The organism is Halobacillus sp. B23F22_1 (assembly GCF_043497005.1).
Classification (GTDB): domain Bacteria; phylum Bacillota; class Bacilli; order Bacillales; family Halobacillaceae; genus Halobacillus_A.
On sequence record NZ_JBIEKE010000003.1, the window covers coordinates 241,219 to 256,976 of the forward strand.

Sequence of the window (15,758 nt, forward strand, 5' to 3'; positions counted from 1 at the left end):
GTTTTCTGATGGATAAACGTCCTGAAAGTTTCACACTCTAACTAAAGCAGCATAAGGTGGTGTCACGATTGAAACGATTAGTCATACTTGGTGGCGGATACGGTGGTCTTAAAGCCTTACTGACTTTGATTGATCAAGGTTTGCCAAAAGACGTACATATTACCGTTATAGACCGCAACCCCTATCACTCATTGAAAACTGAATTTTACACGATTGCAGCTGGAACTGAAGCAGATAAAAATGTGAGAATGGAATTCCCTAAGCACGACCAGGTTCATTATGTCTATACAGAAATTAATAAAATTGATATAGAAGATGAACAGATTTTAATAAAAGATTTCAAGGAAGCAATTCCTTATGATTATTTAATCATCGGGCTTGGCTGTGAAGATAACTATCACGGCATTGAAGGTGCGAAAGAGTTTACCGAAAGTGTACAAACCTTTGAAAAGGCAAGAAGCGCTGGGTTTTCTGTAGGAAACTTAAAAGCGTACGGTAAAGTAACTGTAGTAGGAGCAGGGTTAAGCGGTATTGAAGTAGCCTCTGAAATCAGGGAGAGCCGTCCCGATTTAAACATTCGATTATTAGATCGCGGAGAAACGGTATTACGTGCTTTCGATAAAAAAATACAAGACTACGTTGAAGAATGGTTTGCGAGTAACGATGTTGAAGTACTACACAAGGCGAGTGTTGATTACGTAGAAAAAGATGGGGTTTGTAATAACGGGATCTGCTACTTAAATGACGTGACCATCTGGACAGCCGGTGTCCGACCTAACTATTTAGTACGTGAGCTTCCTTTTGAACAGGACGAGCAGGATAAAGTTATTATTAATGAATTCTATCAAGTGCCCGCACGTCAAAATGTATATATTGTGGGAGATTGTGCTTCATCAACATTTTCTCCAAGTGCTCAACTAGCTGGTCAGCAAGGCGAGCAAATAGGAGAAATTCTGGCTGATCTGCTAAATGATAAAGAGCCGGGCAAACCTAAAGAAATTAAGCTGAAAGGTACATTAGGATCTTTAGGAAAATCCGATGGTTTCGGTAATATGATGCAGCAGCCTGTTACAGGACGACTGCCTCGCTTAGCTAAATCCGGGGTCCTTTGGTTAAATAAACGACATTAAAGAACCTGGTACAAAACTGAAGAAGCCATAATATAATCCGAACGATTCTATTGAAATCAGTTCGGATTGTTTATGTGCCAAAAAAATTTTACCAACGCACCGTCAAAACATTTTTCTTTCCTGATTAACTCAGACTGTTCCCCAGGAAGCTGCATATTTCCACATCACGGCTCTTTCTTTTTTCCGACTTCCCATTTGTAACCTACTCCCCAAATAGTTTTCAAGTAATCATCAACCGGAAATCCATAAATCCTGATTTTATCGCGAATGTTCCTGACATGAGAATCAATCGTGCGGCTTTCTGTATATGAATCCACTCCCCAAATTAGTTCTATTAAATGATCTCTCTCGAACACTCTTCCGGGGTGCTTCATCAGTAACCCCATTAATTGAAATTCCTTAGGGGTCAGACTAATTTCTTTTTCATGATAAAGCAGCTGATGCTTTTCTTCTCTCCACTCCAGTCCTTCGTATTTAATATTCAATCCATTTTCTTGACGGCGGAGAAGTACATTAATTCTCGCTAATAAAATATCTTCGTCAAAAGGCTTTGTAATATAATCATCTGCGCCTAAACGAAAGCCCTGCAATATATCCTGTTTTTGATCTCGAGCCGTAACCATAATGATCGGAGTATCTGTCCTTTTCCTAATGTACTTACACGTCTCAAATCCATTCATATCCTTCATCATAATATCTAATAGAATAACGTGATACGCTTGCTTATTCAATAGCTCAAGTGCTTCTTTACCACTACGTACAGTCTCACACTTGTAACCATGAGGCTCTAAGTATAATTTCAGAAGGTCAAGCATCCTTTGTTCATCATCTACTAACAATATACGTTTCACTTCCGCTCCTCCTTTGGCCACTTCATGGTAACAATCAGCCCTTGCTGGGTTCCATTTTGTGCTCGGACGTCTCCTCCATGGGCATGGATGATTTCCTTTACAATTGATAAACCAAGGCCGGCTCCTCCATGAGCTCGAGAGCGAGATTTATCTACACGGTAGAGACGATCAAATAAATGTTCTACAGCTTCTTCAGGAACCCCCGGCCCCTCATCTTGTACTCGTATGCTGGTATAACTAGTTTCATTTACCACATTAACCTGGACGGTAGTATAGGCTGGACTATAATGAATAGCATTATCAAGCACGTTCATGACCACTTGTTTAAAACGAGTCGGATCTATATGAGCATAGATATCCTCTTTACTAGATATGATTAAATTCATCTTTTTCTCTTCTAACATTGGATAAAGCCTGTCTTTTACTTGGTGAAGAAGAGGTATAACGTTTACGTTCTGCATCTCCATTGAAAAAGAATTATTATCCATTTTCGCTAACTCAAATAGTTCTTGAACCATATGAGTCAAATGAACAGATTCTTCTTTAATGATCTTAATGTATTTTACTTTCTGGTCTTCACTTACCCCAGCCTTTGAAACAATGTCAGCATACCCCTTTAAATAAGTTAACGGAGTCCGTAATTCATGCGCAATCGCTGAAAGGAATTCACTTCGTTCTTCCTTTAATCGCCCAAGGTCTTCAGCCAGTTTTTGAATGGATTGAGCCAGGACCCCTAGTTCATCTTTATTGTTGTACTGCAGCTCTACATCCGTTTTCCCTTGGCTGATTAACTCTGTCTGCTCCTTCATTTTTATTAAAGGTTTGGTAATAAATTTTGTGAGAATCATTACACTTATCATCGTGAAAACTACCGTTATGGCAACAGCAAGCATGAATTGTCGAGCTAATTGTGAAATAATATCAGAAATCTGTTCAGATGGGGAAAACATATAAACGTATCCCCTTACCTGGTCATTAATATGAATCGGGGAGATGGTCGCTACGTACGGTTCCGTTTCCCATCGCTCTTCTACCATTTCCTCTGATTCATGATTCATTGCTTGATGAGTTTCAATTATCGCTTGTTTTTCTTCTCTAACTTCCGTGGATGCAGCCAAAATTTCTGAATTCTCCCCTAGTATGACCACATCTGTGCTTGCTTCAGATTCCATCAAGGCTACATGATCTAACGTAGAATCGTTAAAGTTCTTTTCTAATACATCCCGATGACTATTACCTCTCGCTAACAGCTGTTCCATTACCTCGTCGATCCGATCATTTGAAATACTTGTATATAGAATGACAAACAAAATAAACTCAACAAGTAAAATGAGAATAAAAAAGAGCAGACCTAACTTCACCGAGATCTTATTTCTCATTCAAGCGCCTCCAATATTTAAGAGTCTTTTTTCGAAAGTTCATTGTATCGTAACTTTTTCGAGAAATTATGAAGATCTACAAAAAAACTGAGCGAATAAATCACTCAGTTTAGAAAGCTATAGGTCCTTATAAAGAAGCCAACCCATTTTTATTAAAAAAGCACCCCTCTTACTCATGATAGAAGAATGGAGGGTTACTTTTTTCTATTTGTTTCCCTGATGATCGCTAATACAATCTTTACAATCCCAATCAAAACAAGGTTTGATGTGAGGACGACCATCACCATTTCATAATCTGTCAACTCACCACCTCCCTTCCAAAGGGAGATGGTCAACCACTTTTGGAAATCCTATAGCTGCACTATTATTTTATCATGTACGGAAGACTACAACTATCCGGCATTCGTTTGTTTTTCACAAAGTCTATTCAGTTCCGCTTCTAGAAAACGAGCCAATTCCAGCATGCCATAGACTCCTGCGACAGCTTCCGCTTCTGAATTATAATTGGTGTTGGTATTTACATCATACGTATACAACTCCCCGTTCTTATCTTGAATAGCTTCAATCCCCGCTACTTGAATATCATTTGCTTGGATAAACTCTTCATATTTCTTTAAAAGGGGATGGTAGTACCCGTCTAAGATTTGAAATTTAGCCCCTTTCGCTATGTCAGGCTGCTCAGCCGGACAATTTAAATCCTCAATGGAGCAAGCATCAGCAGGACATAGTTCAAAGCCTTCAGATGTATCAACTTTCACCGCATAGGCAAATCGGCCTCCAATAAACTCATGACGAACAATATAAGGTTCAGGGGCTTCAATATACTGCTGAATAAGGGTGATCCCGTCAACTGGTTCATCAAATCGATCGCCATAAACGTACTCGCGTAAAGCTTCCATCGAATGAAAGAGCTGAACCCCCTGCCCCTTTCCAGCACGGTTATGCTTCGTTATAAAAGAAGGTTCATTCAATCTTTCTGCCGCTTCGATAATATGTTCTTTTCCAACAGAACTGAGCGTTTTTGGAGTCGTAATCCCTGATTGATTCAAAGCCATATATTGATTGACTTTACTTACTTCCAGGCGTAGAGCACGGCTTCCATTAATCACTTTTCGGTCATGTCTTTCCAGCCACGCAAGTACAGCTTCCGCAAATTCTGGCGCATATCGATGATCTCTCGTGTGAGAAGAAGCACTCATTCGATTATAAAATACGCCCGCTGGCGGCTCACTATTCAAATCAATGATTCCCTCTTTCAAATGCCAGAGTTCAAAAGGAAGTTCAAGTTCCTTTAAATGTTTAGTTAAATGTTCAGTCCATTCATCATTTTCATGGATCACGTAGATTTTCGGCATTTATATGCTCCTTTCCAGGCTGCTCGATTTCTTTCTCAGAGTATAACATATAATACACAGCAGCTTACTATGCATTGCTTTCTGCTCCGTAAATTACGTTATACTAGAGATCTAAATAAGGTGAAGGAGGTAATTATGTCTCATAGGATTATAGATGCTCATATCCACTTAGATTGGTATGATAAATCAAAAAGGGAGCAAATCTTAAACGAACTCAGCCGTTATCATATTGAAGGATTAATTACGGTCTCAAGCGACTTTCCTTCTTCTTCGCACAATCTCCAATTAGCGAAAAACCACCCTCGTGTGCATACAGCAGCCGGTTTCCACCCGGAACAGCAGCTCCATACTGGAAACAAAATAGATGAGCTTTTTTCGTTCATCGATAAGTATAAAGAGGATCTAACAGCAATCGGCGAAGTGGGCCTTCCTTATTACCTTCGTCAGGAAGACCCTTCTCTTTCTTTAAAACCGTATATAGAGCTGCTGGAAAAATTCATAAAGAAATCTGCGTATTATAATAAACCAATTGTGCTTCACGCCATCTATGAAGATGCTGGAATAGCATGTGACTTATTAGAACAACACAATGTAAAAAAAGCACATTTCCATTGGTTCAAAGGGAATTCAGCTGCCGTCCATCGTTTGAAACAAAACGGTTATCATGTTTCTGTCACTCCCGATTGCCTTTATAAAGAGAGAACTCATCAATTGATCCAGGATTATCCGCTGGAATTACTAATGGTGGAAACTGACGGACCTTGGGATTTCAAACAAGCTGAATGGACCCATCCTCGAATGATTCATGACTCCGTGAAAACCATCAGTGAAATCAAAAAGGTAAGCGTCGAAACAGTATATAAACAGCTCCTGTCAAACACAATAAACTTTTATCAGCTGTCTCATCCAGAATAAGAATGAGCCGCAGAAGATCAAATCCTCTGCGGCTCATTCTTATTCCGTTGCAGCGTTATGGGTATTCATTTTCAATATATGGTGATGAAGAAAATATTCACAAAGACCAATAATGAGAGATAAGATTAAAGCTCCTGTAAACGTTACTTCCGCCGTTCCAAACATATTCGACATCCCCCATATAATGAAGAATGCACTGATCACATCCATTAGTACACTGCCCCAAAGATTACCGCCGCGCACCCATTTCTTCTCCATAGGTAAACCAACTATAATCAGGACTAAAGCAACTAGAAGAGGCTGCCAGATTGCTCCATATTGTACACTATCCAAGAAGTACATCGCCAATACTAATAAGCTTGGCAAGGCAAACACTTTAACTAATAGGCTCGTCATAAGATTCCTTCTTTCTTTTCACAAGAAGCTGAGGTGATTATTAGTCTTTCGCAATTTCTCACCTCTATGCGAGCACCATTAAGGTTTTATTCTTATATTTGTTAAAACTACACCGCTCTTCGGTAAAGATGGCATTCTCGTCACGCTATAGCTTAAATCCTGGGAAGGAACATCATACTCTAATTCATTCGTTAAGAATCTCATACTGGATTTAATGGCTTCTATCGTAATCCATTCTCCCGGACAACGATGTCCAGTGTAGTGTTCCCCTCCTCCTTGAGGAATGAGATCAAATAGACCTCCCTTCCAATCTCGAAACCGTTCAGGCTTAAATTCGTGAGGATGTTCCCATAACCGGGAGTCATGATCAGTCCCATGAATATCAAGAAGCACTAAACGTCCCTTTTTAAAATGAAACCCATTCCAAATAAATCCCCGGCGGACACGCGCTCCCAAAAAAGGTACGAAAGGAAATAATCTTCTAATTTCCTGAGTAAACATTTCAATGTAAACGGAGTCAGCACCTCTTACTTTTGCTTCCTGCTCTTGGTCCTCATGTAAAGCTAAAGCACCAAATGCCACATAAGCTGCGACTGCTACCGTTGGTCTAATCACGTTTAGGAGTTCAACTGCTGCGATTTGGGAATCTAAATAGTTTCCTTCTGTATCTTTGTGAAAAGCCATTTGATATAAAGCTGTATCCTCGGAAGCCTGTAACCGCTGTTCACGTACATCAAGGATTTTCTTTTCCATCCACTTTTCTGATTCTGCACGCGCCTTTCTCCCTTTCCAATGTCTAGGTCCTACCGCTCCGAACGCATCAACCATAGACCATAACTGTTCTGCTCTTTCAGTAACTTCATTCTCTTCTAATGGAATACCAGCCCATTTACAAGCTGCTCTGCACAATACTTCTTTCGCCTCTTCAAAAAGTACGATTTCTTCGTCAGGTGCCCATTCCCCTGCTTTTTTTCTCCACTGCTCCGTTGTCATCTGACTAAGGCGCTCTAAATGTTCTGTAGTCATTAATGACATAAACAAAAGTTTTCGATGTTGATGCGGATTCCCGTCCATCCCTTGTATCGCATTCTCACCAAACAATGATTTCTCGATTCTTTTAGGAAGAGCGCCTTTTCGTTGAAACTTTTCTTTATCATAAAACAACCTGGCACCTTCTTCCCCCGTAACACATATGACTTTTTCAGCAAGTAAAGTAGTCTGAAAGATATCGGTATGTAGCCGTTCAAATCGCGCAGGTAAAAAACGATATCCTTCACGTAAAACATTAATGCTTTGGTCAAAGCGTCCGTCTCTTGGGATTTTGTTCATGGCGATTCTCCTTTTCTATATAGCTTACAATTTTATTGTTTCAATTCCTTTACATTCATAGTCCTCAGATTCCACGTAAAGCACAGACCGCTTTCCTGCGGGAGTTTCAACTCAAGCAATTCCCACAGGAATCTACGGATACTCATTACGATAATGATCTGAGATTATACGATTCTATTTTTTTATTTGGCGTAAGGCTTTGCTTATCGCCCGGATTCTTTTTTACATTTACTCCTCTACCACATTTCCCTCGGCAGGAATAGGATGTTCTTTGAAAATTTTAGCTAAATGCATCGTATTATAAGCAAGCATCTCCACATGCTTTTTCGTAAACTCATTTTCTTGACCGCCTTCTTCCAAATAGGACGGCCCCGGTCCGGCTTCTCCTACCCAGTAGGCATCCGCATTTGGCGGAATGACAAATCCTAAATGAGAAAGACCATATAACAAAGAAGATGCTACATGCTTAGCCCCATCTTCATTCCCTGTAATAACGACTCCAGCCACCTTATTATAATAAATCGCCTGCCCCTTTTCGTTTGTTTCTCCGCTGCTGCCATTTAAGCGTTCCATTGCTACAGTAGCAAGGCTGCTTTTTTCTCCAAGCCAAATCGGTGAAGAAAGAATAACAATATCGGCCTCTTTTACTTTATCGAATATTTGAGGCCACTCATCCCCTTCTCCCATATCTTTTTCGATCCCGTAAGGAATTTGATAATCGGCAAGTCGTATGACTTCACTCTCGATCCCTTCTTTTAAATAGTGCTCAATGACCTCCTGGGCCAATCCTTCAGTATTAGATGGTTCATTTGAACTCTTCAATGAAGCATTCAGAAATAAAGCTTTTAATGCTGACATTTTTATCCTCCTTTAATTGAAAGTATTGAAAATATTCCCTTATAGTTAAGGTCGCAAACAAAAGAACATCTTTTTAGATTCTCAAAAAACGGGTAAGGATAAGACAAGGGTGTAGAATAGCATCCAAGCATTTATCTTGAATATGAGATTTCAGACAGATAGGATAGTGATTAGAATTACATTCAGGAGGTTATACCGTGAATTATCATCAACTGTATTCCACATTTAATTTGAAAGATAAAACAATAGACAACCGATTCGTCGTGGCGCCGATGACGAGGATCAGCGCGGAAGATGACGGACGTGCGAACATTACGATGAAAAAGTATTATGAACGTTATGCCAAGGGAGGTTTTAACACCGTCATTTCAGAAGGAATATATCCTGACGATAAAAACAGTCAAGGATATTACAACCAGCCAGGACTAGCGAACGGAAGTCACACAGAGTCCTGGAAACCAGTCGTAGAAGCCGTTCAAGATAACGGAGCTTTGTTCATCGCTCAAATAATGCACGCCGGCGGTCAGAGTCAAGGAAATCCTTATACAAATGAAACGATCGCCCCGTCTGCAGTAGCTCCAAAAGGCGAACAACTGGAGTTTTATGGAGGAAAAGGATCCTTCCCTGAACCGCGAGCAATGACAGAAGAGGAAATTAGGCAGACAAAAGAAGCCTTTGTGCAAAGCTGCCTGCGTGCTAAAGAAGCGGGATTTGATGGTGTTGAATTACACGGAGCTAATGGCTACTTGCTTGATCAGTTCCTTACCGATTATTTAAATCAGCGTGATGATCAATATGGAGGTTCTGTTGATAACCGTTTACGCCTTATAGTTGAGCTTATAGAGGACGTACGGGAGGCTGTTGGCAATGATTATATTTTGGGGATTAGAATTTCCCAGGCAAAAGTTGCTGATGGTGAGCACAAATGGGCTGAAGGCGAAAAAGAGGCTGAACATATCTTCACAAAGCTCGGAGTAACTTCCCTGGACTATATACATGTTACTGATGCTGATGGGACTCAGCCTTCATTCGGCGAAGCAACTCGTACATTAGCACAGGCGGCAAAAGAATTTAGTCATCTGCCTGTTATTGCTAACGGTCAGCTTGGCGATCCGGAAACAGCTGAAACAGTATTAAGCAACAATGAAGCTGACTTAATTTCTATTGGGACAGGCGCCTTAGCAAACCCTGACCTCCCTCATAAAGTAAAAAAAGGAATGAAATTAGAAGCATTTGATTTTCAGAATACGTTACTTCCTAAAGCTTACGTAAAAGAACACGAACTTGAAAAAGAACTCACACCATAAAAAAACAGCACCCGTCTCCATAAATAGGAGACGGCTTATTTATGACAAATGAACCATGCACATCAACCTAATCAACTAATTACTTTTTATTTAAAGATCTTCTTAATTGTCTTTCCTGCTGCTTTCCCTGCTGCTCTCCGACCAACTCTCTTACCTATTTTCCCCTTCCGGACTGCATCTACATCATTCCATATTCTTAAAATTTTATAAATAGTAGATTTAAGACTCAAGTCGCACATCCTTTCTAAGTTTATAGATGAATAGACCTACCTCTTAAATTCCTTAGGCAAATTATCACAACATTCAAATAGTAAAACAATCAAAAAGGTACCCAATATGAACAAAATAGTCCTAATTACATATTTAGACATAATCTCCAAATATACCTGCCGATGTATGAAAAAAATTAGATAGATTGGTTGATTCCTAATTTGTAATCATTTTGTTACATTTAAGACGGTTTACTACTACAAATTAAGGGGAGAGCAATCTATGAAAAAGAGCCAATTCTTAACCGTGCTCGCCGTTCCTATTATGGCACTTTCGCTTTACCAAGCCGATTCAGTACAAGCGGATACAAATACTGATGCCGTGAACATGAGTGCTACAGAGTTAATGATCGATCAAGAGATCATGCAGGAAAAAGGTAATGGGAAAGTACATAATAATAACGAGATTACCAGAAATGAAGTGAAGAAGATGCTGCAGCGCGCAGATGAAATGGAAGGCCTGAGCCCTAAAGATATTTTCTTCTCTGATTCATCAAATAAAGGCAAAGGAGCGAACCCTAACGAACCTATTACAAAAGTAGATATGGCTAAAGTATTTACTCTGGCTATGAATAATGGAGAAAAACCCGATGTAGATTTAGAGGTTTTAAACAATTTTAATGATGTTGATTCAATCCCTGCAGAAGCGAAGCCTTATGTGGCCTATGCTACGCTTGCCGGGGCATTTGATATTTCCTTTGAAGATGAATTTAACCCTACAGAGCCTATGTCTCGAGAAGAAGTAGCTGAATCTTTCAAGCCGCTCGTATTTGATGTTATTGATATTCTATCAACGAACGATATTCACGGGAACATAGAACAGGACACAGAATATGAACAAGGCGGAATGGCTCTCGTCGGCGGCATCATTGAAGATTTTCGCTCCGTAAATGAGGAAGGTACAGTCGTTGTTGATGGCGGAGATACGATGCAGGGCACCTTGATCTCTAATTCATTCGACGGATTGTCTACCATTGAAACATTAAATGATATAGGTTATGACGCTGGTGCTATCGGCAACCATGAATTTGATTGGGGCGTCGATGTTTTACAGGACCGTCTGGAAGATGCAAACTACCCGATTCTAGGGGCCAATATTTTTGAAGAAGAAACTGGAGAACGTCCAGAATGGGCAGAGCCTTATACAATAGTTGAAGTTGCCGGCTATAAGCTGGGAATTATTGGGTTTGCTACAACAGAAACTCCAGAAACGACACTCTCCACCCACGTAGAAGGATTAGAATTCCCTACACCAGCACCGATTGCTGAAGAGCTTACAGCTGAACTTAAAGAGCAAGGCGCTGATATGGTGATGGTAACTTCCCATCTCCCTGGATGGCATGAGGAAACAACAGACGAAATTATGGGTGAGCTAGCTGACCTGGCCGGTGCTGAAAATGGCGGACTCGATGCCCTGGTAGGCGGGCATTCTCATGAACGTGTAGCTGGCCATATCAATAACATACCTGTGGTTGAGGCTGATGAATATACAAATGCAATTGGCCACATTCAATTCTTTGTTGATCGTGATTCAAAGGAAATCTATGATTCTGAAGTAGGTATGCTGGAAACCTATTCACACTTAGCGGGAGAAGATGAAAGTGTTAGAGAAATCGTAGAATACTATCAAGGCGAAGTCGAGGAAATTACAAGCGAAGTCGTTTCTACTACAGAAGGACCGATTACACGTGATCGCAAGTATGGGGACCTTGGTGTCAGCCAGTTAGGGAATATGATTACAGACGCTATGCGTGAAAGAGCTGAGACGGATATTGCTTTCCAAAATAGTGGAGGAATCCGTAATAATATAAGCGCCGGTGAAATTACGTATGGAGACGTCTTTGAAGTATTGCCATTTGATAACTATAACGTAACAGCTGACATGACAGGCGAACAAATTAAAGAAATTCTAGAAGGCCCGGCAGAAGATGATTCGAACTTCATGCAAATTCAGTTCTCCGGGATGAACGTTGTATATGATCCTTCTCAAGCTGATGGAGAGCGGGTATCTTCCATTGAACTTTGGGATGGAACACCTGTTTACACAGAAGGCGAATCCAATGACGAGACGTTCTCTGTAGTAACGAACAACTTCTTGTCTACAGGCTCAGGAGACGGATATTACACATTTGGTGAAGTCGAGTGGGAGTCAGATCCTGACTTCCAGCGTGAACTATTTGCCGACTATTTACGTGATATTCGTGACCGCGGAGAAACGATTAATCCAGATGACGCATTTGATGATCGTTTAATAGAAGAATAATTAAAGAAATCCAGCAGAGTGGGGGCTCTGCTGGATTTTATTTTAAAGTAATTCTCTACTCCCTATACTTCAACCGCTTAATTCCTCCTCTTCTTCTTCCAATTCTCTTTTCACCTTTTCAATTAATTCCGGGGACTCGTTTATGACCTTTCCTATGTAAAAAAATCCGCCCATAATTATAAATGTCAGCCCCCAATTAATAACTTGACGAATAATAATACCTTTATCAAATGCCTCTACACCGTATGCTGAAATGAGCCAGGCTTTGATTGTAGCCAATATTATATCTTGGAAAGCGAAGCCAACGACAATCCATGCAAAAATCCGATAAATTTTCTTTTGATAAAATAAACGCTTGCTGAACGCTCGATCATGCCCTTGAAGTTCAACGAAGTCTAGTCCAAAATAGAGAGCAATCGGTTTCTTAATAATAAGGGTAAATAAAAAGATGGCAGCTATGACGTAAGAATAAATCACGTTGTTCCACAATAGACGGATGGCGTTTCCCGAGAGAACATCGACGAGCGTTCCTGCGACCAGCGTTGAAATAATATAGAGGCCGAACACATTGACCTTTTTCAAGGCTATAAATCGAAAAATTGTATAGATGATGCCAGGAACAGAAGATAACAGCATCGCGTAGTAATCGCCGAGGGAATCGCGGGTAAGGTTCCAGATAGCCAGCGGGAAGACAACGTAAAAAATCAAATCAAGCAGCACAAAGTTATTCTTCATCACCCAACCTCCGATTAAATCAACATACATTTATTGTAAACTAACAAAACATAAGATTAAAGGAGATTATCTATGAGAAAGTGGCAAGTTTACGTCTATCCTGTACTAACCGGAGTACTAAGCGTTGTCTTGTACTATTTATTACGAACGGCACAAGATGCACCGTTTGATTGGCCAATCCCTACAGTTCTATTTATCAGCCTCACAGGCGCCCAATTTTTTCTCTACCGAAGAGCTTATTACAAACAATTCGAATCATAGCTGCGTCCCCTTCTTTGTAAAAAGGGGTATTTTTTTACACAAAAACACGAACACTAGTTCGTAAGTAGGTTGTGAATTTTAATGAACAACCCTTATTCTTTAGTAAGGAGGGTGGCAAATGAGGAAAGAAATTGAAAAACCGCTTCAATCTTTTTTGGAAAAAAACAGGAATAAATCCGCTGTTACGACTGCCTTAAAAAAGCCTTCGCCTAAAAACCGCAGCTACGTCAATCACTTGTTCTATCAATACCAAATTGAAGCGCGCTTTGTAAATTATGTAAACACCGCACTATGGCGGCAAGCGAAAGATTATCATAAAAAAAGAAAAAGCCAGCCGCTATTAATCGCTCTAGAAAATGTAGAGATTATTTCTGAGCAGCAAGATGTACTAAGTCATTTAACAGAACGAGATTTATTTGAAGCACTGGAAAGCAAGACATTATACTTGGCAGTCAAAAAACTCACGAACAGGCAGCAGTTTATTTTGTATGCCTATGCTGTAGAAATGTTTACTTTTCAAGAGATTGCAGACCAGCTGGGTATTTCCCAGCAATCCGCATCCAAAACATATCAGCGAGTTATGGTAAAACTAAGACAAACTTTAAAAGGAGCGAATCAATCATGGGATTAGACTTATGGGTACAAGCCGTTGAAAGCTTTGGATTTCCGATCGTGATCGCCTCCTTTATTTTATTTCGATTAGATAAAAGCATCCAACGATTAGAAGAAAGTGTGGCAGAGCTTATTGAGGAGGAAAAAGAAAGTGGAGAATAAACTGTACGAGTTATTACTGCGTGCGAAGGAAAACGATGAACAAGCCAAGGCCGAGGTGATTCAACGATTTGAACCAAAGATTAAGAAACTAAGTTCGACCCTGCCTTCATGGGAAAGAGACGATTTAGAACAAGAACTGCGCATTCAGCTCGTCCATTCCATTGAAAAATTTAATGTTAACCATCTCGTGGCCTTTTGGAAGTATTATGAAGAACAGTAACCTGCCTTTCGAAAGCGATGGGCAGGTTTTTTCACTAAAAAAGCCTGTCTCGAAAACGAGACAGGCTTTTATTTAACTAGCTTCTGTTGCGACTACTGGACGATTTCTCTTAACAGATTTACTTTTCACTACCTGAGTGATGAACCAGCCTAGAACAGCCATCCATATGATACCACCAATAATCATGGATACATCATAAGGTAATCCAAACCCTTCAGGGGCATAGAAAATATACGTGCTTACTACGGCTGTCATAAATAACGCAGGAACACTGCAGATCCAATGAAATTTCTTCTGCTGCAATAGATACATGGCTCCCGCCCACAACATGACCGTCGCTACAACCTGGTTCGACCAGCCGACATATCTCCACAGGAAGTTATAATCAATCGTAGATAAATAGAAAGCCGGAGTCGCTACGACCAATACGATAAGCCCGCTTTTCAATTTACTTGGGGAAGCTTGTTCACTCGTATCTTTCTTTTTCAATAATTCACTAAGCATCATACGGGAAGAACGCAGGGCAGTGTCCCCTGTGGTAATCGGTAAAATAATGACACCGAGAACAGCCAAGATTCCGCCGAATGTGCCTAATGTGGTCGAGCTGATCTCGTTCACAACACCAGCAGGCCCTCCTGCATCAAGTGCCGCCTGCAGGCCGCCTGTACTACCGAAAAAGGCCATCCCTGCGGCAGCCCATATGAGAGCAATGATCCCTTCAGCAATCATCGCACCATAAAATACTTTACGGCCTTCACTTTCCTTTTTCAGCGTACGTGCAAGAATAGGACTTTGTGTACTATGGAAACCTGAAATGGCTCCACAAGAGATCGTAACCATAAGAAGAGGCCACATTGGGAGTTCACCCGGGTGCAAGTTGCTGACCGTTAAGTTAGGGACTGGATTTTCAAAGAAAAATAACCCGATACCGATCGATAGCGCCATAAAGATCAGCACAGCCCCTAAGAACGGATAAATTCTTCCTATGATTTTATGAACTGGCAGCATCGTCGCCACCAGGAAATAAGCAAAAATGATAATAAGTGCTGTAATAAAGCTAAGCGGCGTCACTTGAGCCATAAGTTCTGCAGGGCCTGCCGTAAATGCAGCCGCTACAAGAATCATTAAAGCAATCGATAGTAAATTAATCACTTTAGCTACATTTTTTCCTAAATACTTCCCGACAATCGTAGGATACTGTGCCCCTTTATGGCGCACGGACATCATACCACTGAAGTAATCATGAACGGCCCCGGCAAAAATACAGCCGATGACTATCCATATAAAAGCAACCGGACCATATAAAGCGCCCATTACAGCTCCGAAGATCGGTCCAAGCCCAGCGATATTGAGCAGTTGAATCAGGCTCGCTCTCCACCAGCTCATAGGGGTGTAGTCGAAGCCGTCTTTATGTGTATAGGCAGGCGTTGGATTTTCGTCATTAATGCCGAAAATTCGCTCGACCACCTTTGCGTATATAAAATAACCTGCTAGTAAAAATAAGATGGATGCAACAAATGTAAGCATCGCTGAGCCTCCTCTCAAAAATGAATGTAAGGAGTATTCTATAACGGTTGTTTCCCAATAACAACCTTTATTCTGAAAATTATATATTTTTTCTTTTTTCTCTATATTGTGAAGCGTTTTCACTGTAATGACAGGGATTTACAGGATTATTTTGGAATAAAAAAAGCGAGATTCTATTGTTTAGAATCT

At 40.5% G+C, this 15,758-nt stretch carries 16 protein-coding genes; 8 read left to right on the forward strand and 8 right to left on the reverse strand.

All coding sequences use genetic code 11. The features are described 5' to 3' along the window. The first annotated feature begins 68 nt into the window (after window positions 1-68). Window positions 69-1,130 carry an NAD(P)/FAD-dependent oxidoreductase gene (locus tag ACGTNH_RS16365; RefSeq protein ID WP_394588006.1) on the forward strand — a complete coding sequence of 354 codons (1,062 nt, stop codon included), beginning with the start codon at window positions 69-71 and terminating at the stop codon, window positions 1,128-1,130. Window positions 1,131-1,294: 164 nt separating this feature from the next. Here ACGTNH_RS16365 and ACGTNH_RS16370 read toward each other — a convergent pair whose 3' ends face one another. The 3 genes from ACGTNH_RS16370 to ACGTNH_RS16380 all read right to left on the reverse strand — a co-directional run bounded on the left by ACGTNH_RS16370 (window position 1,295) and on the right by ACGTNH_RS16380 (window position 4,715). Continuing rightward, window positions 1,295-1,981 (reverse strand): response regulator transcription factor, encoded by a 687-nt coding sequence (locus ACGTNH_RS16370; protein WP_394588007.1) that lies wholly within the window; start codon window positions 1,979-1,981, stop codon window positions 1,295-1,297. Next, window positions 1,978-3,360: a sensor histidine kinase gene (locus ACGTNH_RS16375; protein ID WP_394588008.1), complete on the reverse strand. Its 1,383-nt coding sequence runs from the start codon at window positions 3,358-3,360 to the stop codon at window positions 1,978-1,980. Before ACGTNH_RS16375 ends, ACGTNH_RS16370 begins: the two co-directional genes overlap by 4 nt. Window positions 3,361-3,752: 392 nt before the next feature. After that, window positions 3,753-4,715 carry an ATP-grasp domain-containing protein gene (locus ACGTNH_RS16380; protein WP_394588009.1) on the reverse strand — a complete coding sequence of 321 codons (963 nt, stop codon included), beginning with the start codon at window positions 4,713-4,715 and terminating at the stop codon, window positions 3,753-3,755. A 135-nt stretch (window positions 4,716-4,850) separates the two neighbouring features. On the opposite strand from ACGTNH_RS16380, the gene ACGTNH_RS16385 reads away from it, so the two are divergent. Next, window positions 4,851-5,630 carry a TatD family hydrolase gene (locus ACGTNH_RS16385; protein WP_394588010.1) on the forward strand — a complete coding sequence of 260 codons (780 nt, stop codon included), beginning with the start codon at window positions 4,851-4,853 and terminating at the stop codon, window positions 5,628-5,630. A gap of 39 nt (window positions 5,631-5,669) precedes the next feature. Here the strand turns inward: ACGTNH_RS16385 and ACGTNH_RS16390 are convergent, their stop codons facing one another. From ACGTNH_RS16390 to ACGTNH_RS16400, 3 genes are all read right to left on the reverse strand, one after another. Further along, window positions 5,670-6,026, reverse strand: coding sequence for a DUF2512 family protein (locus tag ACGTNH_RS16390; protein ID WP_394588011.1), 357 nt, complete (start codon window positions 6,024-6,026; stop codon window positions 5,670-5,672). A 78-nt stretch (window positions 6,027-6,104) separates the two neighbouring features. Next, window positions 6,105-7,355 (reverse strand): CYP152 family fatty-acid peroxygenase CypC, encoded by a 1,251-nt coding sequence (gene cypC, locus ACGTNH_RS16395; protein ID WP_394588012.1) that lies wholly within the window; start codon window positions 7,353-7,355, stop codon window positions 6,105-6,107. Between the two features lie 228 nt (window positions 7,356-7,583). Further along, window positions 7,584-8,213 carry a flavodoxin family protein gene (locus ACGTNH_RS16400; RefSeq protein WP_394588013.1) on the reverse strand — a complete coding sequence of 210 codons (630 nt, stop codon included), beginning with the start codon at window positions 8,211-8,213 and terminating at the stop codon, window positions 7,584-7,586. 197 nt (window positions 8,214-8,410) lie between these two features. Here ACGTNH_RS16400 and ACGTNH_RS16405 point away from each other — a divergent pair, with 197 nt between their 5' ends. Further along, window positions 8,411-9,520, forward strand: coding sequence for an oxidoreductase (locus ACGTNH_RS16405; RefSeq protein WP_394588014.1), 1,110 nt, complete (start codon window positions 8,411-8,413; stop codon window positions 9,518-9,520). A 492-nt stretch (window positions 9,521-10,012) separates the two neighbouring features. Next, window positions 10,013-12,052, forward strand: coding sequence for a bifunctional metallophosphatase/5'-nucleotidase (locus tag ACGTNH_RS16410; RefSeq protein WP_394588015.1), 2,040 nt, complete (start codon window positions 10,013-10,015; stop codon window positions 12,050-12,052). Between the two features lie 69 nt (window positions 12,053-12,121). Here ACGTNH_RS16410 and ACGTNH_RS16415 read toward each other — a convergent pair whose 3' ends face one another. Beyond that, on the reverse strand, window positions 12,122-12,787 hold the full coding sequence (locus ACGTNH_RS16415; protein ID WP_394588016.1) for a VC0807 family protein: 666 nt from the start codon (window positions 12,785-12,787) through the stop codon (window positions 12,122-12,124). Between the two features lie 72 nt (window positions 12,788-12,859). Between ACGTNH_RS16415 and ACGTNH_RS16420 the strand changes: the two genes are divergently transcribed. The 4 genes from ACGTNH_RS16420 (at window position 12,860) to ACGTNH_RS16435 (ending at window position 14,042) form a co-directional block, all read left to right on the forward strand. Next, on the forward strand, window positions 12,860-13,048 hold the full coding sequence (locus ACGTNH_RS16420) for a hypothetical protein (RefSeq protein ID WP_394588017.1): 189 nt from the start codon (window positions 12,860-12,862) through the stop codon (window positions 13,046-13,048). Between the two features lie 118 nt (window positions 13,049-13,166). Further along, window positions 13,167-13,679, forward strand: a complete 513-nt coding sequence (locus ACGTNH_RS16425) for a sigma-70 family RNA polymerase sigma factor (protein ID WP_394588018.1) — start codon at window positions 13,167-13,169, stop codon at window positions 13,677-13,679. Continuing rightward, entirely contained in the window at window positions 13,670-13,822 is a 153-nt protein-coding gene (locus ACGTNH_RS16430) for a YvrJ family protein (RefSeq protein ID WP_394588019.1), read from the forward strand. The genes ACGTNH_RS16425 and ACGTNH_RS16430 overlap by 10 nt, the downstream gene beginning before the upstream one ends. Continuing rightward, window positions 13,812-14,042 (forward strand): helix-turn-helix domain-containing protein, encoded by a 231-nt coding sequence (locus tag ACGTNH_RS16435; RefSeq protein ID WP_394588020.1) that lies wholly within the window; start codon window positions 13,812-13,814, stop codon window positions 14,040-14,042. Before ACGTNH_RS16430 ends, ACGTNH_RS16435 begins: the two co-directional genes overlap by 11 nt. A 72-nt stretch (window positions 14,043-14,114) precedes the next feature. Here ACGTNH_RS16435 and ACGTNH_RS16440 read toward each other — a convergent pair whose 3' ends face one another. Next, entirely contained in the window at window positions 14,115-15,569 is a 1,455-nt protein-coding gene (locus ACGTNH_RS16440) for a carbon starvation CstA family protein (RefSeq protein ID WP_394588021.1), read from the reverse strand. Window positions 15,570-15,758 lie beyond the last annotated feature (189 nt).